Origin of the sequence: Mesorhizobium sp. BR1-1-15, from assembly GCF_020165475.1 — a bacterium.
Classification (GTDB): Bacteria; Pseudomonadota; Alphaproteobacteria; order Rhizobiales; family Rhizobiaceae; genus Mesorhizobium.
This window is the reverse complement of the sequence record NZ_JAIUIF010000010.1, coordinates 19803-40794: the sequence shown is the minus strand read 5'-3', so window position 1 is coordinate 40794 and position 20992 is coordinate 19803. Positions and strand designations below refer to the sequence as shown.

Here is a 20992-nt window from a genome sequence, read left to right as displayed (position 1 = left end):
TCCCCAATGGACAGACCGGCAAAACTCCTGAGCGTCGGCGCGCTGACGCTCGACACCATTCTTCGCGTCGAAGCGCTTCCCATCCATCAGGGCAAGTTCATGGCCGCCGATGGCGTCCAGATCGCTTCCGGCATGGCCACGAGTGCCGCCTGCGCCGCACGCCGGCTGGGCGCCGAAGTGTGGCTTTGGGCGAGCGCCGGCGATGATCAGGTCGGCGACCAGTTGATATCAGGCATCGAGGCGGAGGGCGTCGATTGCAGCCTCATCCGTCGCGTTGCCGGAGCGCGCTCGGCGCTGGCCGCGATCCTCGTCGACGGCCATGGCGAGCGCATCATCGTGCCTTTCTACGATCAGCGCGCTCAGGCCGATCCCGACGGCTTGCCGGTCGCCGATCTCACGGCTTTCGATGCCGTGCTGGTCGATGTGCGCTGGCCGGGTGCGGCGGCGCTGGCGCTCAGCGCTGCGCGCGCTGCCCGCCGCCCTGGGATCCTCGATGCCGACACCGCGCCATTGGCAGTGCTGGAGCGGCTGTCGCCGCTCGCCTCGCACATCGTCGCCTCCGAACCGGCGGCGCGCATCGTCTGCGGCCAGGCGCTGGACCCGCAGGCCGCATGCGCCGACCTTGCGTCGCGCACCGACGCTTTCGTCGCGGTAACCGCCGGCGGGGCTGGAACCTGGTGGCATGACAGGCAGGCCGGTTGCGTACGCCACGTCGCTGCGCCAAAGGTCAAGGTGGTGGATACGCTGGCAGCCGGCGACGTCTTTCATGGCGCATTCGCAGCCGGATTGGCGCAAGCCATGCCGATCGAGCAGGCGCTACGCTTTGCCAGCGCGGCCGCAGCGCTCAAATGCCAGCGCTTCGGCGGCAGGCTGGGCGCGCCCGATCGTGCCGAGACACTGGCGATGATGGCGGCGACCTGGCCTGAAGGAGCCTAGTTTTTCGCCGGATGCTCGACCGCCTGGCGACCGAAATCCGGCACGTCGATGTCCTGGCCGGCCTCGATGATCGAGCGTCGCACGGCGCGGGTGCGGGTGAACAGGTCGAACAGCTTGTCGCCGTCGCCCCAGCGGATCGCCCGCTGCAGAAAAGCCAGATCCTCCGAGAACCGCGCCAGCATTTCCAGGATCGCGTCCTTGTTGTGCAGGCACACGTCCCGCCACATGGTCGGATCGGAGGCGGCGAGGCGCGTGAAGTCGCGGAAACCGGAAGCGGAATATTTGATGACTTCCGTCTTGGTCACCGATTCCAGGTCATCGGCGGTGCCGACGATGTTGTAGGCGATGATGTGCGGCAAATGCGAGACGATGGCCAGCGTCATGTCGTGATGCTGCGGATCCATCGTGTCGATGTTGGCGCCACAACGGCGCCAGAATTCGGAAAGCCTTTCCAGCGCGTCCGGATCCGTGTCCGGCAGCGGGGTGAAAATGCACCAGCGGTTGTCGAACAGATCGGCGAAACCGGCATCGGGCCCAGATTTCTCCGTGCCGGCCAGCGGATGGCCGGGAATGAAATGCACCCCACCGGGTATATGCGGCTGCATCTGTGCGATCACGGAAGCCTTGGTCGAGCCGACATCGGTGACGATGGCGCCCCTCTTCAGCGCCGGCGCGATCTCTTGCGCCACCGCGCCGGACGAGCCGACCGGCACCGAGACGACGACCAGGTCGGCATCGCGGACCGCTTCCTTGGCATCTATGGCGTAGGAGGAGCCCAGCCCAAGCTCTTGCGCCCGCGCCAGCGTTGCGGCGCTGCGCGTCGAGATGGCGACATGGCCGGCCAGGCCCTCGCGGCGGATGACGCGGGCCAGCGACGAGCCGATCAGGCCGATGCCGACCAGCGCGATCTTTTCGAACATCGGTGATGCCATGGCGTTCTAGCTTTTCAGGAATGTCGTGAGTGCCGCGACAACGCCGCGATTGGCCTCTTCGGTGCCGACCGTCATACGCAGTGCGTTGGGAAAGCCATAGCCCGAAACACGCCGCAGTATGTAGCCGCGCTGGGTGAGATAATCGTCCGCCGCCGCGGCCGAATGCTTGCCGTCGTCGGGAAAATGAATGAGGAGGAAATTGCCGACGCTGGGCGTCACCCGCAACCCGAGCCCGGTCATCTGTTCGCTCAGCCAGGCCAGCCAGGTCTCGTTATGCGCGACGCTGCGCTCGATATGGGCGCGGTCGCGGACGGCGGCGATGCCGGCCTCGATCGCCGTCGCATTGACGTTGAAGGGACCGCGTATGCGGTTGATCGCGTCGACGATGTGCATCGGCCCATACATCCATCCGATCCGCGCCCCGCCAAGTCCGATCTTGGAGAAGGTGCGGGTCATGACCACGTTCTGAGAGCTGCCCGCGAGCTCGATGCCGGCCTCATAGTCGTTGCGCCTGACATATTCGGCATAGGCGGCATCGAGCACCAGAAGCACGTTCTTCGGCAGGCCGGCATGCAGGCGGCGCACCTCCTCGAACGGCACGTAAGTGCCGGTTGGATTGTTGGGATTGGCGAGGAACACGATCTTCGTACGTGGCGTGACGGCCGCCAGGATCGCATCGATGTCGGCGCGCTCCTGGGTCTCCTTGACCGCGACAGGCGTCGCACCCGCCGACTGGATGTAGATCTTGTAGACCATGAAGGCGTGTTCGGTGAATATGGCCTCGTCGCCGGGCGCGAGATAAGTCTGCGCCAGCAGGCCGAGGATCTCGTCGGAGCCGTTGGAACAGATGATGTTCTGTGCGTTCAGACCATGCACCTCGGCGATTGCTTCGCGCAGGCGCCGGGCGGTGCCGTCGGGATAGACGTCGAGCTTGGCGGCGACCTCGCGCGCGGCCTCGATTGCCTTCGGCGAGGGGCCGAGCGGGTTTTCGTTCGACGACAGCTTGTGGACCTTGTTCACCCCGGCGGAGGCCGAGCTCTTGCCCGGCACATAGGCCTCGATGTCCATGATGCCCGCGCGCGGGGTTGGACGTGCCTTGTCCGGGGTCTGGCTCATATCGCAAATCCGTCGAGAACGCTTCCGTCCTGGAAGCCGCTGCGGAAATACAAGCCATGGCCGGCAATGTCGAGAGGTGGCAGTGGTGCCAGCAGGTGGCATTGACGGCGGGGCAGGTGAGTTCTAGAAGGGCAGCAACAGTTCCGTGGTGATTTGGCCGGTCGGCTTGCAGCCACGTTAAACAATTCGCTAAAGGGCCGTTTGCGTGACGTAACCGGCTTTGCGAAGGCATTGCCGGTTTTTTATTGTCCGCGGCCGGCCGGACGAACGCATCGGCGGCGCGGACATCGGTAGCGATTTCCGCAAAGGCAAGGGTGCAGCAAGAGAGACGAGATGGCCGCTCAGCGCGCTGGCAGAACCAACAACGAGGCAGACCAGCCGTCGAGCCCGGTCGTGCGCTTCGGCGCCGACAAGCCGCTCAAGCTCGACGCCGGCACGCTGCTGTCGCCGTTCCAGATCGCCCACCAGACCTACGGCACGCTGAATGACGCCCGTTCCAACGCCATTCTCGTATGCCACGCTTTGACCGGCGACCAGCATGTGGCCAGCACCAATCCAGTGACCGGCAAGCCGGGTTGGTGGGAAGTGCTGATCGGCCCCGGCAAGATCATCGACACCAACCGTTTCTTCGTCATCTGTTCAAACGTCATCGGCGGCTGCCTCGGTTCCACCGGCCCGGCATCCACCAATCCCGCCACCGGTAAGCCTTATGGGCTCGACCTTCCGGTCATCACCATCCGCGACATGGTGCGTGCCCAGCAGATGCTGATCGACCATTTCGGCATCGAAAAACTGTTTTGCGTGCTCGGCGGGTCGATGGGCGGCATGCAGGTGCTGCAATGGGCGTCGAGCTATCCGGAGCGTGTTTTCTCGGCGCTGCCGATCGCCACCGGCGCGCGTCATTCCTCGCAGAACATCGCTTTCCACGAGGTCGGCCGGCAGGCCGTGATGGCGGACCCAGAATGGCATGGCGGCAAGTATTTCGACCACGGCAAACGCCCGGAAAAGGGGCTCGCCGTGGCGCGCATGGCCGCCCACATCACCTACCTGTCGGAAGCCGCCTTGCACCGGAAGTTCGGCCGCAACCTGCAGGACCGCGAAGCTCTGACCTTCGGCTTCGACGCCGACTTCCAGATCGAGAGCTATCTGCGTCACCAGGGCATGACTTTCGTCGACCGCTTCGACGCCAATTCCTATCTCTACATGACGCGGTCCATGGACTATTTCGACCTCGCCGCCGACCATGGCGGCAGGCTGGCCGATGCTTTTGCCGGCACCAAGACACGCTTCTGCCTGGTTTCGTTCACCTCGGATTGGCTGTTTCCGACCGAGGAGAGCCGCTCGATCGTCCATGCGCTGAATGCCGCCGGCGCGTCGGTGTCCTTCGTCGAGATCGAGACCGATCGCGGGCACGACGCCTTCCTGCTTGACGAGCCGGAACTGTTCGCCGCCATCAATGGCTTCATCGGCTCGGCCGCGCGAGCGAGAGGGCTCGGCGCATGACCCCGCAAAATTGCAGACCTGTCCATCAAGGGTCACGCACCACGACAAGGGGCAAGCCATGAGCGTCAACCGCGCCCAGCGCGTCGATCTCGAGGTGATCGCCGGTCTGATCCCGCCGCAATCGCGGGTGCTGGACGTCGGCTCCGGCGACGGCTCGCTGCTCGAGCTTTTGCAGGAAACCAAGCAGATCGACGGCCGCGGACTGGAGCTGTCGCAGCGCGGTGTCAACGAATGCGTGGCGCGCGGCCTTTCCGTCGTTCAGGGCGACGCCGACAAGGATCTCGAATTCTATCCCGACAAGGGTTTTGATTTCGTCGTCCTGTCGCAGACCTTGCAGGCGACCCGCAACCCGAAGCTCGTTCTCGACGAACTGCTCAGGATCGGCGAACACGCCATCGTTTCCTTCCCCAATTTCGGCCACTGGCGGGTGCGCCTGTCGCTGTTCGTCAAGGGCCGCATGCCGGTGACCAAGGACCTGCCCTATTCCTGGTACGACACGCCGAACATCCACTTCTGCACCATCCGCGACTTCGTCAATCTGTGCGAGGAGCTTGGCGCGACCGTGGAAAGGGCGACCGCGCTCGACGCCAACGGCCAGAAGATCGGCCTGTCGATGCCATGGTGGTTCTGGAACTTCTTCGGCCAGCAGGCAGTGTTCTTGTTGAAGCGATAAGGGCCATCCCGGAGGTGGCTATGACACCCCCTTTTCGGGCGAAGTCGAGCTGCAGGCTGATCTCTGCGAGGAAGGTCATCAGCAGGTTGGAACGCATAGCCCGGCGAAGGCTCAGCGATCGAGCTCCGGGAAATACGGATCCGACAAGAGCCGTCTGTCGCGTTCGCCTTGCAGGCAGTCGATCGGAGCCTCGGCTTCGGCGGGAATGATCCTGGTCTCGTTCTGAACGCCGCTCACTTCGAGAATCAGCTTGCGCCGGATTGCCGTCGAAAATTCGGCGGCTGTATAAATCGGCAGCACGAAGGAGCCCGGCCCGCCGGTGACGCACTGGGCGTAATACCGGTCGAGGTGGCTGAAGGTGGGCGATGGATTGATCAGGATCGGCAGGCCGTTGATGACGATGCCTCTGGCGTTTGCCGCATCCCGCGTGGCGGTGACGGGCGGCCCGATATTGTTCGGTCCGTCACCGGAAATATCGATGACGCTGCGTTCGCTTTCGTAAGCGGTGCGGTCGAAGAGCCCCGCGCCGAAGGCGAGCGCGCCGGAGATCGACGTGCCGCGGAAGCTGCGGAACGGGCGGGCTGCAATCTTGTCGGCAAAAGCGTTGGCGCTCTCAGCGCCGTCGATGGCCTGCCAGCCGATGAGCGCGTCGTCGCGCGCAGTGCCGGCCCATTCGAAATAGGTGAGCGCGATGCGACCGGCGTTCCCGGCGCGGACCGCCTTGATGAAGTCGGGATGACGCAGCGCCTCCACATAGCCGGCGCGCTGCAGGGCGAACTCCTTCTCGTCCATCGACAATGAGATATCGACCGCCAGCACCAGTTGGACATCAACGGCCAGGCTGTCCGGCGCAGGCGCAGTCACGGCGGCCTCGGTGCAGGCCAGGCAGGCAAGCAGGCTGAGAGCATCAAGCATGGCCGGCTCAAGCTATGTTTCCGGTGCGATCTTCCCTCGCGATCACGGCGAAATAAAGCTGCCACCTGACGTGGCGCGGGCTGGTCCGAATAGATGCCGGAAGTGCTATTTCTTGCGGCGAGGAGCGGCCGGCGGCGGCTCGATCGCGCCTGCCCTTATGCGCGCGGGCTTCAGGGCCGGCACGCCGGACGCCTTCACGATGGTCAGTGCGCGCGGGAAGAATTGATTGTTGTGCTGGCCGCGGCCTATATTGAGGATCGTCGCCCCGCCCAGCCGCTTCTCCAGCATCGACAACACCCGCCGCAGTGTCGGTCCGTCGAAGGCATCGAGAGCCTCATCGATGATCACCCATTTTGGTTGGCGCAGCACGAGGCGGGCAAAGGCCAGCAGGCGCAGTTCGTCGTCGGCCAGTTCATGCTCCCAGCGCGCGCTGCGGCCGAGCGACGACGACAGGTGTTCCAGGCCGATCTCGGCCAGCACGGCTGAGATATCGGCATCGCTTGCCGGCGCAACCCCGTCCACGCGGTCGAGCACTTCGCGCAGCGTGGCGGTTGGGAAGTAAGGCGTGCGCTGCACGAAGATGGGCGTCTCTCCCGCCGGCATGCCGATGCGCCCGCTCCCCCACGGCCACAGGCCGGCAATGGCGCGAAAGAACAGCGTCTTGCCCGCGCCAGGCTCGCCGGTGAGCATGACGCGTTCGCCGGCGTGGATCTCGACATGCTGGTCGGCGAGCCTCGTGCAGCCCTCCGGCGAGGCCACTTCGAGTTTCTCGAAGGTCAGCTTGCCGTTTGCATTCTCGCCGAATTCGATGCGCCTTTCCTGGCCGTGCAGCACATCGGTCTCATCCAGCGCAATGCGGAAATCGGCGACGCGCATCAGCGTCGCGCGCCAATCGGCGATGCTGCCGATATTGTTGATGAACCAACGCAATGAAGAATGGACCTGATTGAAGGCGCCGACCGCCATCATCAGTCCGCCGAAGCTGATATCGCCCGCGAAATAGACCGGCGAAGCGACCAGGATGGGAGCCACCACGGTGATCCAGCCATAGGTGTCCGTCACCCAGGCGAGATTGATCTGGGCGTTATAGATGCGTCGCATGGCGCCGAGCACGGTGCCCAGGTCGGTTTCCAGCCGCCGCCTGGCATCGGGCTCGCTTCGGGCGAGCGCGATGGCATCGATGTTCTCGTTGACGCGCACCATCGAGGAACGCAGCTCCGCCTCGCGTGTGTAGCGGTCGCTGTTGAGGTGGATCAGTGGCCGTCCGACCAGCCAGCTCAGCCAGGAAGCCGTTCCGGCATAGAGGATGGCCGCCCACACCATGTAGCCCGGTATGGCGAGCGATGTCCCGCCGACATGGAAGACGAAGCCCGAGGACAGCTCCCACAACACGCCGACGAAGGAGGCGAGCAGGATTAGGGATTGCAGCAGGCCAACGCCAAGATCCGTCGACAGGTCGGAAAGATGGCTCGCGTCCTGCTGCATGCGCTGGTCGGGATTGACCCCGATGGCGCCTGCATGCGCCAGGCGAAAAGCGCGCGCCGGCCGCATCCATCCATCGATCAGATCGAGCGTCAGCGCCTCGCGCAGCTTCAGCCGGATCGTCTGATTGAGCCAGGTCTGGCCGACATTGAGCACAAGAAGCCCACCGGCAATCGCGGCAAAAACGGCGAGCTGGTGCAGGAAGGCCTGCATGTCGCGGCGTGCAAGCGCATCGTAGAAAGGCTGGTTCCAGCGGTTGAGCAGAACCTGGCCGATCGAGGTCGCGACAATGACGGCAACCATTCCGATGGAGGCCCAGCGTAGCCCTTTGCGGACCGGCGACCCGGCAAGCGCCAGCTTGATGGTTGCCACCTGATCACGCAGGCTCGAAGCTTCGACCGCAGCGATAGGCCGGGCAGAGGCATCATTGTCCGGATAATCGGCCATGAGCTGAAGTCCTTGCGTTCAAAAGCGGTGCTGAAAACCGGATGAAGTGTAGTGACGCCACTGGTCACTCAGCCAGGCTGCGAGCCCGTCAGCGACAGATAGGTCGCGAAATGCCGTCCGGCGCAAGTTTCTGGCATGATCACGAAGGTGTCATTCGCGGACCCGGCGATGTCGTGGCCCCGGTCTCTATTCGCCGGCCGAGCCGCGTTGCTGCATGCGGCGAAAGCACCGGCACGAAAACCCGTCGGGAAGCGCGCTGGGCGGCCGGCACGCCCTGATAGAGCCGCTTCTGCGCCTCGACCACGATGACGCCGGAAAAGATCGGCCACAGCCGCCGGCCGGCGCGCTCCACCATATTGTGGAAGCGCATCATGAAACGCCGCCGCGATGGCGGAAAGAACAGGGCGTCGGACCAGGCGGCGGGCGTGAAATTCGCCTCGCGCAGCAACTCGGTGAGCTGACCGCGCGAGAACGGCCTGCCATTGCCAAACGGCGTGTGCTCGAACCGCGCCCAGACGCCGCGCCGGTTGGGCACGACGATGACCACCCGGCCGGCCGGCGACAGCACGCGCCAGATCTCGTTCAGCGTTTCGCGCGGGTTTTCGACATGCTCGAGCGAATGCACGAGCAGCATGCGGTCGATGCAGGAATCGACCAGCGGCAGTTCCTCGTCGAAAACCAGAGCCGTCGCCGTCGGTCCCGCCGCCGGCCAGACCACGGCGCCCTGCGTCGCCGGCATGAAGGCGAACACCCGCTCGGCGTCGCTGCCGAACCGTTCCAGCCAAGGCAAGGTGTAGCCGAGCCCGACAAGCCGCTCATTGGGCACGGTGGCCCATATCGATGACAAGGCCATGGTGATCGAATGCTCGGCGAAGCGACCGAGCGCTGTCGAATAGAAGGAGCGGAGATCGACGATGTCGGAATGCATGTCAGGGATGTAGCCGCGATATCGGCGGGTTTCAACAAAAGGCCGCGACGTCCCGAGATCCCGGATGTCGAATGACATCCTGACATTAGTCATCTCCGGGATGACATCCGCGCGTCGGCGTCCTATGTCTGCGGCGAAAGATGGAGAGATGCGATGGCGGTCGAAATCGAACAGTTCATGTGCCGCAGCGACAATTTCGGCGTGCTGGTGCATGATCCCAAAAGCGGTCAGACCGCGCTTATCGATGCGCCGGAAGAAGCGGCGATCCTGGCTGCGGTCAAGCGCACCGGCTGGACGCCGACGATGATCCTGACCACGCATCACCATGTCGACCATGTCGAGGCCAATCTGGCGCTGAAGCAGCGCTTCAAGCTGCGCATCGTCGGTCCCGAAGCGGAAAAGGCCAGGATCCCCGGCATTGACGACACGGTCGAGGACGGTTCGGTCCTGCATCTCGGCGAGGAACGTATCGAAGTGATCGCCACCCCCGGCCACACCGCTGGCCACGTCTCCTATCACCTGCCGGCATCGAAAGTGGCGTTCACCGCCGACACGCTGTTCGCGCTCGGTTGCGGGCGGCTGTTCGAATGCAAGCCGCCGGTGATGTATGGATCCCTGAAGAAGCTCGCGGCACTGCCTGCCGCGACCGTGATCTATTGCGGGCACGAATACACGCTCGCCAACGCCCGTTTCGCGCTGAGCGTCGACCGGACCAATTCGGCATTGAAGGAACGCGCGGCAAAAATTGAAGCGCTGCGCGCCGATAACAAGCCGACGCTGCCGACCACGATCGGCGAGGAATTGTCGACCAACCCTTTCCTGCGCTGGCACGATCCGGCAATCCGCAGGCATCTCGGCATGGAGAAGGCGTCGGATGTCGAGGTTTTTGCCGAGATCCGCAAGCGCAAGGATAATTTCTAGGCCAAGCGACACTGGTCGAAACCATGACGAGTTCCGCAGAAATCATCGTCATCCTTGGCATGAAGCCGCATCCGGAAGGCGGCTGGTACACGGAAACCTTTCGCGACGGTGGCGGCGGAGCTCGAGGCCACTCGACGGCAATCTATTTTCTGCTGGAGCAGGGCCAGGTTTCCGCCTGGCATCGCGTCAGGGATGCAGCCGAGGCCTGGCACTTCTACGCCGGCGCGCCGCTGGCGCTGTCGATATGGGAAGAAGGCGGCCCAAAGGCTAACCGGGTGATCGAGCAGGTGCTCGGCATCGAGCTTGCGGCCGGCGAGCGGCCGCAAATCGTCGTGCCGGCGGGCTGGTGGCAATCGGCGCGCAGCCTGGGCGAGTGGACCCTGGTCGGCTGCACCGTGGCGCCGGGCTTCGACTTTGCGGCGTTTGAACTGGCGGAGCCTGGTTGGCGGCCTAAACAGCTCTGACGCAGCCGGAAACCCTTAGCGCAGCAGGAAACCAAGCGTGATCACGAGCTGCGCGGCGTAGTAAAGCACCCAGACCGCCAAACGCATCCAGGCGCGATGTGGCGAAATGGCGGCCGCCAGGAAGCGTTCCGTGGCCAGCAGCGCGTCGGACGCCATGAACAGCACGGCACCGCCGATAGCAGCGGCACTGCTCGTCGTCAGCGCCGAAATGCCCATGGCGAGGATGGCCGCGACATAGCCCGCGATCGGCGCTCGCAGGGCCGGGCCGACGCGGCGCCACAGCGCCGCCAGCATGAGAATAACGAATACCGCCATCGCCAGTGCGATTGCCGCGCGCCAGGGTTCGGCCCCCAGCACTCCCAGCCCCTCGCCCCTGCGCAGGAACAGCACGACATAGACGATATGCGCGGCGAGAAAGCTGCCCAGCCCGCCGAGAAACATCTTTTCGCCATCCCGCGACAGGAAGGCGTCGCCGATGGCGCTCAGTGCAAGGGCGGCGACCAGCAGCAGCGGCCCGCCCTGCATCGCCGCCAGCACGGCAAGCATGGCCACGGCGAGCGTTTTTGCCGCCGAACGGGCGAGCGTCGGCGCCATGCCTGATGTGAAGGCGTAGACAACCGCCGCCACCAGGGAAAAGATCAGCGTCGCATTGGCGTTGCCGTCGATGCCGCCCGGAAACGGCATCGTCATGCCCGGGCTCCGCCTTCGGATGCCCCGGCTCCGCCTTCGGCAGCCGCAGGCTTGCGCAGGAACAGCGATTTTGCCGCCAGGGCAGCGCCGCCGGTGATGAGCACGCAAGCGGCGAGGATGCGCAGCGACGGTTCGGCGACGCCGGCCGCGATCAACACCAGCGTCGACAGGAGCGGCGCGGCATAGCTTGCCGCGCCCAGCACCTGGATGTTGCCGCGCTTGACCCCGACATCCCAGGCATAGAAGGCTGCCCCCACTGGCATCAGGCCGAGCCCGAGCACGGCAAGCCATTGCCCGGCACTCGCGGGCAGCACCGTCTCTTCCAGCGCCAGATGGCAGGCAAGCGACAACAGCGCGGTCGCCGCGCAGAACCAAGTGACGATGCTGGTCGGCACCGAGGGGAAACGCCGCGACAGGAGCGAATAGGACGACCACAGCACGGCGCAGACGGCAGCCATGGCGTAGCCGAAGGCATAACGCGCGTCGAAGGCGAGGCCGCCGCCCTTGGTGACGATGAGCACGGTGCCGGCAAGGCCGAGCAGCGCGCCCACGATATGGTTCCAGGCCAACCGCTCGCCCGGCATCAGCGCCGAGCCGAGCACGATCAGCAGCGGCCACAGATAGGCGATCAGGCTGGCCTCCACCGCCGGCGCGTTGCGCAGCGCTGTGAAGTAGAAGAAGTGGTAGCCGAAAAGGCCGGCAATGCCGATCACCCAGACCTGGCGCGGTATCTTCTGGCTTCTATCCGCGGCCGGCATGAAAAGGCGCGCGACAAGCCCGACCCCGGTGCCGATCGAGAAGGTGATGGCCGACAAGAGGAACGGCGGCACCTTGCCGGATGCGTCCGTAAGCAACGCCAGCAGTGCCCACATGGCGACGGCCGAAAAGCCGATCAGTGTCGCGCGCCCCATTCTGTCTCCAGCGGCGCGCGTGGCGCCTTATTGTATTGCTTCGAAACGCCTGGCGCTGATGGTCAAGGTGCCGATCTGCGTCCCGACCGTCGCGCGGATCGGCGCATATACCCCGGTTTGGCCGAGCGGCGCAAATGTCACCATTATGCGGCTTTTGTTCTTGAGGTAGTTGAGCGCCTTGCGGCCCTTGCGGTAGCCCGCCACCGGCTCGAAACCCATCCGGCAGGTGACCGTGTCGCCCTTGTAGCCGGGCACCGAGATCGACCCTTTTGAAGCGTAGCTCAGCGTCAGGTTGGCGCGCATCTCACCGTCATAGAGCCTCACCGTGCGGCCGCAGACCTCGTCGAGACTGCCGGCATGGATGACGGTCGCCGCCATCGGATCGAGCACCGATGCCAGGTCGCCGGCGCCGAGCGGCACCCAACTCTCGGGGTCACGCTTTTCCGGCGCGGGAACGACCGTCGTCGAGATGACGTTGCCATTGGCAAAACGAATGTCGATGGCGGAGGCTTTCTTGCCGGAAGTGTAGTCCGCGCGGAACGCCTGCGGCACCATCTTCTGGCCCGAAATCGTACCCTTGGACGAGATCGTGCCGCGCGTGTCATCGAACAGCTTGGCGAGACCAGCCGCGGAAACGCTGCCGTCGATCGAGTAGACGCCGTTCTCATAATGGCTTGAAAAGCTTGATTTCGCGATAGAAAGGCCGAGAAACGACACTGTGTATTCGCCCCTGAAGGACTGCGGCGAGGCGGCCGTCGCGGCCGACGGCAAGGCGACGGCCAGCGCGGCGGCAAGGGCATGGGGCAAGCGAAGCATGGCGCGATCGGATCCTTGATTTCAACCGGAGGCGGACAACTCCGGTCTGGCATGTCCCTATGGAACCGCTTATACGACGAATTCCGGCCTTAGTATGAAATGCCGCTGGGCCAGGCTGGAGCTTGACGCATGGGCGAAATGCAACTATGGAATGCCAACTTTTTCCATAAGGCCGCTTGACCAGAACCGCGCGCCACCCGGCGTGGGCACGAAGGTTTGGCAGGTCCCCGAGAGAACTGAAGGTTAGAACCATGTCCCGCACCTGCGAACTCACTGCCAAGGCAGTCCAGACCGGCAACAATGTGAGCCACGCCAACAACAAGACCAAGCGTCGCTTCCTGCCGAACCTCGTCAATGTGACGCTGATTTCGGAAGCGCTGAACCAGAATGTGCGCCTGCGCATTTCCGCCAACGCGCTGCGTTCGGTCGAGCATCGCGGCGGTCTCGACGCCTTCCTGGCCAAGGCTGACGTCAAGGAGCTGTCGCAGCGCGCGCGCCTCTTGAAGAAGCAGATCGCCAAGAAGCTCGCCGAGCAGGCTGCCGCGTAAACTGCCTTCAGGCGGGGGACAACCGCCCTGGCCAACCTCTTGTTGGCCTTGGACATCGGGTCGCCGTCCGCAAGGCGGTTTCGGAAATCCGATGCTCGAACAAAGCGAGCGCGATCCGGTTTCGGCATGACGCTCCGCTGGTTCCATTACCCAGGATAAAAAAATGACTTCCTTCTCGCGATACCTGCCCTTCGTGGCCGCCATGGCGCTTGTCGTCGTGGCATCGAATATCCTCGTGCAGTTCCCGATGCAGGGTCGGATCGGCGGCTTGTCGCTGGCCGACCTGCTCACCTGGGGCGCCTTCACCTACCCGTTCTCCTTTCTGGTCACGGACCTTGCCAACCGCCGCTACGGGCCTGCCGTGGCGCGCCGGATCGTCTTTGTCGGCTTCATGACGGCGGTGGTCTGCTCGGTCCTCGTGCCGCCCTTCCTGTTCCGCCATGGTTTCATCGAGTTCGAGACCGCCGCCGACCGGCTGGTGCGCATCGCGGCGGCGTCCGGCGCGGCCTTCCTCACCGCGCAATTGCTAGACGTGACCGTGTTCAACCGTCTGCGCCGACAGAGCTGGTGGCGGGCGCCGATCGTCGGCACGCTGGTCGGCTCGGTGTTCGACACCGTCGTGTTCTTCAGCGTCGCTTTCTCCGCGGCTTTCGCCTTCGTTGGCCCAAGCGACAGTTTTGCGCTGGAAACGGCGCCGCTGATGGGCGTGCTGCCGGTCGAGGCCATGCGTTGGGTCTCTTGGGCGCTTGGCGACCTCAGCGTGAAGCTGATCATCGCCGTCGTGGCACTGATCCCCTATCGGCTGCTCGCCGCCCGCTGGAGCCAGCCGGCTGTTGCTGCGGTCTAGGCCGTGATTCCCTGGATCCAGCTGGACTCCGCGAAAACCCCGGATGGCGCGCAGGAGCTTCGGCTCAAGCGGCGCGGTTCCGAATTCTCGATCATGCTGGGCACCAACGAGTTGATGAACAGCCGCCTCAGCGGCTCGGAAGAAGCGTTGGCCAGGCTCTCCTGTCGGAGGATCGCCGGCCGCAGACAGCCGAGAATGCTGATCGGCGGGCTTGGCATGGGTTTTACGCTGCGCGCCGCTCTCGCCGAGTTGGGCGAGAATGCCGAAATCACTGTCGCGGAGTTGGTGCCGGCGGTCGTCGCGTGGGCACGAGGGCCGATGGCCGAGCTGTTTGGTGGCTGCCTCGACGATCCGCGCGTCATCGTTCGGGAGGCCGATGTCGGGCAGTTGATAAGACCCCGGCCCGCGGCCTGGGACGCCATCCTGCTAGATGTCGACAACGGCCCGGACGGCATCGTTCACAAATCCAACGACGCGCTTTACAGCCTGCAAGGCCTGGCGGCAGCGCGCATCGCACTGAAGCCTGGCGGCGTGCTTGCGGTGTGGTCGCAAGGGCCGGACAGCGGCTTCACCCGGCGACTGAAGCAGGCAGGTTTCGCGGTCGAGGAGGTGAGCACGCGCGCCAACGGCAAGCGCGGCGCGCGCCATGTCATCTGGATCGCCACCAACGGCTCGCGACCTGAGCGGACGCCGTCATTTGATGAATAGTCGACCAAATCGAAGCCGGCGTTGAATACCTTCAACTTCAGCTTCGCAGTTGGAGCGCCAAATCAGTCCTGGTGCAAAATGAATTCCAGGTAGAGATTGCGCTGCAGGATCGAGTGGTTGTCGTCGGAGATCAGCGACACCATCAGCGCGCCGTCTTCGCGCTTCCAGACGTCGAGCCCTTCCATATTGTCGATCTGGTAACCCATATCGGCTTCCAGCAGCACCGGACCGTCGGCGACCGCGCCCTTCTCGACGGTCTCGCCATCAATGCGCCGCAGCCGCATCTTGAGGCCTCCTGCCATCGTGAAACTGCGCTCCAGCAGCAGAAGGTCGCCATCCGGCAGGAAAGCCCCATCGGTGATATCGAAATCGCCGTTGCGCTTGACGGTGAAGACGCCCTTGTGCGGACCTTCGATGATGGCGGCATAGATGTTGCCGGCCTTGTCCAAGCTCTTTTCCGACACCACGACCAGGGCGCCTTGGTGGCGGCCATTGGCATTGGCGTGGGTGACCGTCTCGAAGCCTCGGTTCCGGCGCAGCTCCCATGCCGGAACCAGGAAATCCATCTGCCTGAACGGCGCCTTCATATCGTCGCGGCCAATTTTGAACTGGGCGACGCGATGGTTGCGCTCGAAACCCACGGTGGCAATGCCGTCCTTGACGGAAAGCCCCTCGGCATCGACTTCCGATTTCTCGTCGATCGGCTGGCCCGATGCATCGACCATCTGTTCCATGCGGAAGTGCCGGATGCCTGACGGGCGCTTGTCCGCATCATGGGTCACGGTGCCGAAGAACCAGAATCCGGTATCGGCGACGCCGACGAAGTCGCGACCGCCTTTCAGGAAACGGAAGGCCGACAGGGCGCCGAAATCGCGCGACGGCGACGTCATTTCCAGCCCGCCGACGAATTCGAGCGGACCGAATTGCTTGTCGGCACGGCCTATACGGAATTCGGTGATCGGGCGGGCCGAGACCTCGACCGGTTCAACCGAGGTCGCGCCGGCCGAACTGGATGGCACCGGGGCTGCACCGGCAAACAGGGCGACGGCGGCGAAAAGCGCTTGCCGAAATCCGCCGTGCGAAAAGATCATCCGGCGCGCCGCATGCCGCCGCGCCGCGTATCGCGTGCGCTTTCCTCGGCGAACAGCGAAGCCAATTGCTCGGTCATGGCGCCGGCCAGTTCCTCGGCATCGACAATGGTGACGGCGCGCCGGTAATAGCGGGTAACGTCATGGCCGATGCCGATGGCAAGCAGCTCGACCGGCGAGCGCGTCTCGATCAGCTCGATGACGGCGCGCAGATGGCGCTCGAGATAATTGCCCGGATTGACCGACAGCGTCGAATCGTCGACCGGCGCGCCGTCGGAGATCATCATCAGGATCTTGCGCTGCTCTGGCCGGGCGATCAGCCGGTTATGCGCCCACAGCAGCGCCTCGCCATCGATGTTTTCCTTGAGCAGGCCTTCGCGCATCATCAGGCCGAGATTGCGCCGTGCCCGCCGCCAGGGATGGTCGGCCGACTTGTAGATGATGTGGCGCAGGTCGTTCAGCCGGCCCGGATTCGGCGGCTTGCCGTCCTTCAGCCACTTCTCGCGGGCCTGCCCGCCTTTCCAGGCGCGCGTGGTGAAGCCCAGAATCTCGACCGAAACGCCGCAGCGTTCCAGCGTGCGCGCCAGAATGTCGGCGCAGGTGGCGGCCACGGTGATCGGCCGGCCGCGCATGGAACCCGAATTGTCGAGCACCAGCGTCACCACCGTGTCGCGGAATTTGGTGTCGCGCTCCTGCTTGAAAGACAGCGGCTGCATCGGATCGATGACGACGCGCACCAACCGTGCCGGATCGAGATAGCCCTCCTCCAGGTCGAAATCCCACGACCGGTTCTGCTGCGCCATCAGGCGGCGCTGCAAACGGTTGGCCAGCCGGCCGACGACGCCGGACAGGTTGGCGAGTTGCTTGTCGAGAAAGGCGCGCAGCCGGTCGAGCTCTTCTTCCTCGCAAAGCTCCTCCGCCCCCACCGTCTCGTCGAAAGCTGACGTGAAGACCTTGTAATCGATCTCCTTCGGAAGGTTGGTGAAAGGGTTGTCGTTGCGGCGCGCCTCACCGGGCGTCTCGGCATCGGCATCGTCGTCGTCGGACAAATCGTCGGCAGTGGCGTCGGAGGCTTCGGTCTCGGCCGACTGCTCGTCGTCAGAGGAAGCCTCGGCATCCTCGGACTGCGACTGTTCGGAGCCGGAATCGTCCTCGCCGCCTTCCTCGCTCTGTTCCTCGCCTTGCGGCTGGTTATCGTCATTGTCCTCCGAGTCTTCGGTCTCTTGCTCGTCGCCGAGTTCCTCGGCCATTTCCATGGAGGCTAGCATTTCACGCACGACGCGGGCGAAGGCCTGCTGGTCGTCGAGCTTGGACGACAGCCCGTCGAGGTCGGCGCTGGCCTTTTCCTCGACCCAGGGGCGCCAGAGCTCGACCAGCCGCTCGCCGCTCTTGGGAATCGGCCGGCCGGTCAGCTTCTCGCGCACCATCAGCGCCAGCGCCTCCTCGATCGGGGCGTCGGCCTTATCCTTGACGTCGACGAGATTGGCCTTGGCGTATTTGTCCTCCAGCATCGAGCCTATATTGTCGGCGACCCCTTGCATGGCGCGGCTGCCGATCGCCTCGACGCGCGCCTGTTCGACCGCGTCGTAGATGGCGCGGGCCGCCTTGCCTTCCGGCGCCAGTCTGCTGTGGATGCGCACGTCATGGCAGGCGCGCTTGAGCGCCATGGAATCGCCGAGGCCGCGGGTGATGGCTATGTCGGCCTTGGACGCTTTCTTGGGCAATTCCGGCAGCCGGGCGCGGCTGCCGGCGAGCGCCGGGCGGTCCTTGGCGAAGCCGACTTCCAGCTCCTTGTCGCCGGCGATGGCGCGCATGCAGACGGTGACGGCGCGCTTGAAGCTGTCGGCTTCAGAGCCCGTCTTCGACTTGTTGCGCGTATTGTCGCCCGGACCCGCCATCGAGGCTCTGCTTAGCCCAGCACCACATTGGCGGCGCTCTCCGGCAGATCCTCGCCGAAGGCGCGCTGGTAGAACTCGGCCACCACCGAGCGCTCCAGTTCGTCGCATTTGTTGAGGAAGGTCAGCCGGAACGCCATGCCGATATTGCCGAAGATCTCGGCATTCTCCGCCCAGGTGATGACGGTACGCGGGCTCATCACGGTCGACAGATCGCCATTGATGAAGGCCGAGCGCGTCATGTCTGCGACGCGCACCATCTTGTTGACGATGTCCTTGCCCTTGCCGTCGCGATAGTGCTTGGCCTTGGCCAGCACGATATTCACCTCATTGTCGTGCGGCAGGTAGTTCAGCGTGGTGACGATCGACCAGCGGTCCATCTGCGCCTGGTTGATCTGCTGGGTGCCGTGATAGAGGCCGGTGGTGTCGCCCAACCCGACCGTGTTGGCGGTCGAGAACAGCCGGAACGCCGGATGCGGACGGATGACGCGGCTCTGGTCGAGCAGCGTCAGCCGACCAGACGATTCCAGCACGCGCTGGATGACGAACATCACGTCCGGACGGCCGGCGTCATATTCGTCGAAGCACAGCGCCACATTGTGCTGGTAGGCCCAGGGCAGAATGCCGTCGCGGAATTCGGTGATCTGCAAGCCGTCCTTGACCACGATCGCGTCCTTGCCGACGAGGTCGATGCGGCTGACATGGCTGTCGAGATTGACGCGCACGCAAGGCCAGTTGAGGCGGGCCGCGACCTGCTCGATATGGGTCGATTTGCCGGTGCCGTGATAGCCCGAGACCATGACGCGCCGGTTGTAGGCGAAGCCGGCGAGGATCGCCATCGTCGTCGCCTTGTCGAAAAGATAGTCGGGATCGATGTCGGGCACATGTTCGCTGGTGACCGAATAGGCCGGCACCACCATCTTGGAGTCGAAGCCGAATTTGTCCTTCACCGACACCGTGGTGTCGGGCAGGTTGGCGATGTCGCGATCGACCTTGTTCATCTCTATCCACGTCTCCACGGGCGAAACGACTGATTTCGCCGGCAATCGATTTTCTCCGGGGGCGGTCTTAGAGCCTTTTCCACCCTTATGAAAGTTGGAAAACGACACGAACCGTTGGGTCGCTCAGCACAAACCCGCCTGCTTGAGCACGCGATAGGCCTGGAGCACATCGCGGAACCGGTCTTCCGAACCTCTGTCGCCGCCATTCGCATCCGGATGGTGACGCTTCACCAGTTCCTTATAGCGCGCCTTGATCTCCTTGCCAGTCGCCTTTGTATCAAGGCCAAGCGTTTCCAGCGCCTTGGCCTCAAGCGGCTTGGCCTTGCGCTCGCGCACCTCCCGGGGATCCTTCGGCCCCTTGAACAGGTCGAACGGGTCGCGCATCCGGTTGTAGTAGCCGGCGCGGCCGGAGCGCATCTGCGCCATATCGGGAGACGAGCGCGTCGAGGCGCCGTTGACGCCCATCTTCCAGGTCGGCCGATGGCCGGTCATCGCCTCCTTCTGGAAACGGGCGACCTCGGTGTCCGGAACGCCGGAAAAATAGTTGAAACCCTTGTTGTACTCGCGCACATGGTCGAAGCAGAAGCGGAAATACTCGCCCTCCTTCATGCGCCCGACCGGAGCGCGATGGGTGCCCGCCTCCTTGCAGCCATCCCACTGGCAGATCGGCGCGTGCGACTTCAGCTCCGCGTCCTTCTCCTGGCGGATGCGGATCTTCTCGAAATATTTGGGATACGGCTTCATCTAACCCATTTATGGGGCGTTCGCAGATGCGAAACAAGAATTGACATTTTCGCGATGATCGCCCTAACCGCTGAATCGCGGCATAAAGCAGGCGGAGGACCGATTTTGTTGAAGCGCGGCATGCAACGAAGTCGGTTCGGCTTCCGCGATCCCGCTGGCGATATGTGGTGAAGGGAGACGGCAATGTCCATACAGGCAACCATGGAAGACAAGTTGAGCAAGGCATTTTCGCCGGAGCGGCTGGTCGTCATCAACGAAAGCCATCTGCACGCCGGCCATCATCATGTGGAATCCGGCCACCAGGCTACGTTCGACGGCACCGGCGAGACGCATTTCCGCGTCCGCATTGTTTCGCAGGATTTTGCCGGCATGAGCCGCATCGAGCGCCACCGCGCGGTCAACGCGCTTTTGGCCGACGAATTGAAGGCTGGCCTGCACGCGCTGGCGATCGAACCGGCGGCTCCCGGCGAAAAGACGCGCTGGTAGGCCGGTCCTCCTCGCTCCTCGCGGTGACGTTCAGAGCTCCGTTTCGATGCCGCAATCACCCGACCGCCGATTTCAGGAATGCCAGTGCCGCCCCGGTCAAGGCGTCGCCATCCTCGCCGAAATCGCGGTTGATCGACATGTGCGTATAGGCGCTGCCGTCGAACAGCGTCACCTTGGTGCCGGTGGCGCGCAAGCGCTCGGCGAACACCTTGGAGTCCCCGTCCCGGCCCGAAGCGCCTGAGTAGGCGATGAAGGTCGGCGGGTGCTTGTGGCAGTCTACATAACTGGCCGGCGACAACGCCGCCCATTGCGCGGGATCGGGGAAGGCCCGCGCATAGGCCCCCGCCATGCCGCCATTCCTGGAAAGCGCGGTGAGGTCATAGGCCCTGGTGTCGTCGAGAAGCAGCGCGGCGACACCCGGTAGACCGCCACGCATGCCGGTCAGCGCAACGAGGTGGCAACCGGCCGAATGGCCCATGGCCACGATCCGCCTGGCATCGCCGCCATGCCGGGCAATGTTGGCGCGGACATAGGCATAGGCCTTTTCGACATCGTCGGCCTGGGTGGCGACCTCCGCTTCGGGCAGCATGCGATAGTCGATGGAGACCAGGCAAAACCCGTTGGCGAGCAGGAAGGCCGGCTTCGCGTTGACCTGCGAGCGCTTGCCGGAGCGCCAGGCGCCGCCATGGACGAAGAAGACGACCGGCAATCCGCGTGCGCCATCCGGCGCATAGATATCGAGCTTGGCCGGCCCGTAATCGAAGGTTGTCGGCACGGGTTGGCGCTGGCCCCATGCGACCGATGTGCCCAATGGCAACATCGCCGCCGCGGAGACCAGAATAAGGCTTCGTCGATCGATCATCGCAATCTCCCGATCATTGGGCCCGATATGTAGACGAGGAATGCCCGCACGCACCACGAGCATCCCGTTAGACTTGGGA

General features: G+C 64.2%; 22 protein-coding genes and 1 riboswitch. Of the genes, 9 read left to right on the top strand and 13 right to left on the bottom strand.

Annotation, left to right across the window (positions count from 1 at the left end; genetic code table 11):
- Nucleotides 1–6: 6 nt before the first annotated feature.
- Nucleotides 7–936 (top strand): sugar kinase, encoded by a 930-nt coding sequence (locus LB541_RS18100; protein WP_224619219.1) that lies wholly within the window; start codon nt 7–9, stop codon nt 934–936.
- Here the strand turns inward: LB541_RS18100 and LB541_RS18095 are convergent.
- Nucleotides 933–1868, bottom strand: a complete 936-nt coding sequence (locus tag LB541_RS18095) for a prephenate/arogenate dehydrogenase family protein (protein WP_224619218.1) — start codon at nt 1866–1868, stop codon at nt 933–935. The genes LB541_RS18100 and LB541_RS18095 overlap by 4 nt on opposite strands.
- Nucleotides 1869–1874: 6 nt before the next feature.
- Entirely contained in the window at nt 1875–2984 is a 1110-nt protein-coding gene (hisC, locus tag LB541_RS18090; protein ID WP_224619217.1) for a histidinol-phosphate transaminase, read from the bottom strand.
- 135 nt (nt 2985–3119) lie between these two features.
- Nucleotides 3120–3197, top strand: a riboswitch (SAM riboswitch).
- 120 nt (nt 3198–3317) lie between these two features.
- Here hisC and metX point away from each other — a divergent pair.
- Both metX and metW read left to right on the top strand, forming a co-directional pair.
- Nucleotides 3318–4487 carry a homoserine O-acetyltransferase MetX gene (gene metX, locus LB541_RS18085; protein ID WP_224619216.1) on the top strand — a complete coding sequence of 390 codons (1170 nt, stop codon included), beginning with the start codon at nt 3318–3320 and terminating at the stop codon, nt 4485–4487.
- A 58-nt stretch (nt 4488–4545) separates the two neighbouring features.
- Entirely contained in the window at nt 4546–5160 is a 615-nt protein-coding gene (gene metW / locus LB541_RS18080) for a methionine biosynthesis protein MetW (protein WP_140500775.1), read from the top strand.
- Between the two features lie 111 nt (nt 5161–5271).
- Here the strand turns inward: metW and LB541_RS18075 are convergent, their stop codons facing one another.
- The 3 genes from LB541_RS18075 to LB541_RS18065 all read right to left on the bottom strand — a co-directional run bounded on the left by LB541_RS18075 (nt 5272) and on the right by LB541_RS18065 (nt 8932).
- On the bottom strand, nt 5272–6075 hold the full coding sequence (locus tag LB541_RS18075; RefSeq protein ID WP_224619215.1) for a DUF1194 domain-containing protein: 804 nt from the start codon (nt 6073–6075) through the stop codon (nt 5272–5274).
- Between the two features lie 105 nt (nt 6076–6180).
- Nucleotides 6181–8004 carry an ABC transporter ATP-binding protein/permease gene (locus LB541_RS18070; RefSeq protein WP_224619214.1) on the bottom strand — a complete coding sequence of 608 codons (1824 nt, stop codon included), beginning with the start codon at nt 8002–8004 and terminating at the stop codon, nt 6181–6183.
- Nucleotides 8005–8143: 139 nt separating this feature from the next.
- Nucleotides 8144–8932 (bottom strand): class I SAM-dependent methyltransferase, encoded by a 789-nt coding sequence (locus LB541_RS18065; protein WP_140565863.1) that lies wholly within the window; start codon nt 8930–8932, stop codon nt 8144–8146.
- A gap of 153 nt (nt 8933–9085) precedes the next feature.
- On the opposite strand from LB541_RS18065, the gene gloB reads away from it, so the two are divergent.
- Nucleotides 9086–9853: a hydroxyacylglutathione hydrolase gene (gene gloB / locus LB541_RS18060; RefSeq protein ID WP_224619213.1), complete on the top strand. Its 768-nt coding sequence runs from the start codon at nt 9086–9088 to the stop codon at nt 9851–9853.
- 23 nt (nt 9854–9876) lie between these two features.
- Entirely contained in the window at nt 9877–10317 is a 441-nt protein-coding gene (locus LB541_RS18055) for a cupin domain-containing protein (protein WP_140500770.1), read from the top strand.
- A gap of 15 nt (nt 10318–10332) precedes the next feature.
- Here the strand turns inward: LB541_RS18055 and LB541_RS18050 are convergent, their stop codons facing one another.
- From LB541_RS18050 to LB541_RS18040, 3 genes are read right to left on the bottom strand one after another with little or no spacing between them, the layout of a single operon-like run.
- The gene (locus LB541_RS18050; protein WP_224619211.1) at nt 10333–11007 is read right to left on the bottom strand and encodes a lysoplasmalogenase family protein; all 675 of its coding nucleotides are present in this window, start codon (nt 11005–11007) and stop codon (nt 10333–10335) included.
- Nucleotides 11004–11918 carry a DMT family transporter gene (locus LB541_RS18045; RefSeq protein WP_224619209.1) on the bottom strand — a complete coding sequence of 305 codons (915 nt, stop codon included), beginning with the start codon at nt 11916–11918 and terminating at the stop codon, nt 11004–11006. The genes LB541_RS18050 and LB541_RS18045 overlap by 4 nt, the downstream gene beginning before the upstream one ends.
- Before the next feature lie 27 nt (nt 11919–11945).
- Entirely contained in the window at nt 11946–12734 is a 789-nt protein-coding gene (locus LB541_RS18040) for a DUF3108 domain-containing protein (protein ID WP_224619207.1), read from the bottom strand.
- A gap of 251 nt (nt 12735–12985) precedes the next feature.
- On the opposite strand from LB541_RS18040, the gene rpmB reads away from it, so the two are divergent.
- From rpmB to LB541_RS18025, 3 genes are all read left to right on the top strand, one after another.
- Nucleotides 12986–13282 (top strand): 50S ribosomal protein L28, encoded by a 297-nt coding sequence (gene rpmB, locus LB541_RS18035; protein ID WP_140500766.1) that lies wholly within the window; start codon nt 12986–12988, stop codon nt 13280–13282.
- A gap of 163 nt (nt 13283–13445) precedes the next feature.
- Nucleotides 13446–14129 carry a queuosine precursor transporter gene (locus LB541_RS18030; protein WP_140500765.1) on the top strand — a complete coding sequence of 228 codons (684 nt, stop codon included), beginning with the start codon at nt 13446–13448 and terminating at the stop codon, nt 14127–14129.
- 3 nt (nt 14130–14132) lie between these two features.
- Complete coding sequence (locus tag LB541_RS18025; protein ID WP_224619204.1) at nt 14133–14837, top strand: spermidine synthase; 705 nt, start codon at nt 14133–14135, stop codon at nt 14835–14837.
- Between the two features lie 62 nt (nt 14838–14899).
- Here LB541_RS18025 and LB541_RS18020 read toward each other — a convergent pair whose 3' ends face one another.
- The 4 genes from LB541_RS18020 to LB541_RS18005 all read right to left on the bottom strand — a co-directional run bounded on the left by LB541_RS18020 (nt 14900) and on the right by LB541_RS18005 (nt 19565).
- Nucleotides 14900–15928 carry an esterase-like activity of phytase family protein gene (locus LB541_RS18020; RefSeq protein WP_224619203.1) on the bottom strand — a complete coding sequence of 343 codons (1029 nt, stop codon included), beginning with the start codon at nt 15926–15928 and terminating at the stop codon, nt 14900–14902.
- Entirely contained in the window at nt 15925–17823 is a 1899-nt protein-coding gene (gene cobT / locus LB541_RS18015; RefSeq protein ID WP_140513907.1) for a cobaltochelatase subunit CobT, read from the bottom strand. The genes LB541_RS18020 and cobT overlap by 4 nt, the downstream gene beginning before the upstream one ends.
- Before the next feature lie 11 nt (nt 17824–17834).
- Nucleotides 17835–18821, bottom strand: coding sequence for a cobaltochelatase subunit CobS (gene cobS / locus LB541_RS18010; protein ID WP_140500761.1), 987 nt, complete (start codon nt 18819–18821; stop codon nt 17835–17837).
- Between the two features lie 123 nt (nt 18822–18944).
- Entirely contained in the window at nt 18945–19565 is a 621-nt protein-coding gene (locus LB541_RS18005; RefSeq protein WP_140500760.1) for a J domain-containing protein, read from the bottom strand.
- A 183-nt stretch (nt 19566–19748) separates the two neighbouring features.
- On the opposite strand from LB541_RS18005, the gene LB541_RS18000 reads away from it, so the two are divergent.
- Complete coding sequence (locus LB541_RS18000; RefSeq protein WP_140560160.1) at nt 19749–20051, top strand: BolA family protein; 303 nt, start codon at nt 19749–19751, stop codon at nt 20049–20051.
- 55 nt (nt 20052–20106) lie between these two features.
- Here LB541_RS18000 and LB541_RS17995 read toward each other — a convergent pair whose 3' ends face one another.
- Nucleotides 20107–20913, bottom strand: a complete 807-nt coding sequence (locus tag LB541_RS17995; protein WP_224619201.1) for an alpha/beta hydrolase — start codon at nt 20911–20913, stop codon at nt 20107–20109.
- Nucleotides 20914–20992: the final 79 nt, after the last annotated feature.

What these genes read in the sequence shown, in the direction of transcription:
- LB541_RS18100 (WP_224619219.1), top strand. Translation starts at nt 7, where the DNA reads ATGGACAGACCGGCAAAACTCCTGAGCGTCGGCGCGCTGACGCTCGAC.
- LB541_RS18055 (WP_140500770.1), top strand. Translation starts at nt 9,877, where the DNA reads ATGACGAGTTCCGCAGAAATCATCGTCATCCTTGGCATGAAGCCGCAT.
- metX (WP_224619216.1), top strand. Translation starts at nt 3,318, where the DNA reads ATGGCCGCTCAGCGCGCTGGCAGAACCAACAACGAGGCAGACCAGCCG.
- LB541_RS18045 (WP_224619209.1), bottom strand. Translation starts at nt 11,918, where the DNA reads ATGGGGCGCGCGACACTGATCGGCTTTTCGGCCGTCGCCATGTGGGCA.
- LB541_RS18095 (WP_224619218.1), bottom strand. Translation starts at nt 1,868, where the DNA reads ATGGCATCACCGATGTTCGAAAAGATCGCGCTGGTCGGCATCGGCCTG.
- cobS (WP_140500761.1), bottom strand. Translation starts at nt 18,821, where the DNA reads ATGAACAAGGTCGATCGCGACATCGCCAACCTGCCCGACACCACGGTG.
- metW (WP_140500775.1), top strand. Translation starts at nt 4,546, where the DNA reads ATGAGCGTCAACCGCGCCCAGCGCGTCGATCTCGAGGTGATCGCCGGT.
- hisC (WP_224619217.1), bottom strand. Translation starts at nt 2,984, where the DNA reads ATGAGCCAGACCCCGGACAAGGCACGTCCAACCCCGCGCGCGGGCATC.
- LB541_RS18040 (WP_224619207.1), bottom strand. Translation starts at nt 12,734, where the DNA reads ATGCTTCGCTTGCCCCATGCCCTTGCCGCCGCGCTGGCCGTCGCCTTG.
- LB541_RS18065 (WP_140565863.1), bottom strand. Translation starts at nt 8,932, where the DNA reads ATGCATTCCGACATCGTCGATCTCCGCTCCTTCTATTCGACAGCGCTC.
- cobT (WP_140513907.1), bottom strand. Translation starts at nt 17,823, where the DNA reads ATGGCGGGTCCGGGCGACAATACGCGCAACAAGTCGAAGACGGGCTCT.
- gloB (WP_224619213.1), top strand. Translation starts at nt 9,086, where the DNA reads ATGGCGGTCGAAATCGAACAGTTCATGTGCCGCAGCGACAATTTCGGC.
- LB541_RS17995 (WP_224619201.1), bottom strand. Translation starts at nt 20,913, where the DNA reads ATGATCGATCGACGAAGCCTTATTCTGGTCTCCGCGGCGGCGATGTTG.
- LB541_RS18070 (WP_224619214.1), bottom strand. Translation starts at nt 8,004, where the DNA reads ATGGCCGATTATCCGGACAATGATGCCTCTGCCCGGCCTATCGCTGCG.
- LB541_RS18050 (WP_224619211.1), bottom strand. Translation starts at nt 11,007, where the DNA reads ATGACGATGCCGTTTCCGGGCGGCATCGACGGCAACGCCAATGCGACG.
- LB541_RS18020 (WP_224619203.1), bottom strand. Translation starts at nt 15,928, where the DNA reads ATGATCTTTTCGCACGGCGGATTTCGGCAAGCGCTTTTCGCCGCCGTC.
- LB541_RS18005 (WP_140500760.1), bottom strand. Translation starts at nt 19,565, where the DNA reads ATGAAGCCGTATCCCAAATATTTCGAGAAGATCCGCATCCGCCAGGAG.
- LB541_RS18030 (WP_140500765.1), top strand. Translation starts at nt 13,446, where the DNA reads ATGACTTCCTTCTCGCGATACCTGCCCTTCGTGGCCGCCATGGCGCTT.
- rpmB (WP_140500766.1), top strand. Translation starts at nt 12,986, where the DNA reads ATGTCCCGCACCTGCGAACTCACTGCCAAGGCAGTCCAGACCGGCAAC.
- LB541_RS18075 (WP_224619215.1), bottom strand. Translation starts at nt 6,075, where the DNA reads ATGCTTGATGCTCTCAGCCTGCTTGCCTGCCTGGCCTGCACCGAGGCC.
- LB541_RS18000 (WP_140560160.1), top strand. Translation starts at nt 19,749, where the DNA reads ATGTCCATACAGGCAACCATGGAAGACAAGTTGAGCAAGGCATTTTCG.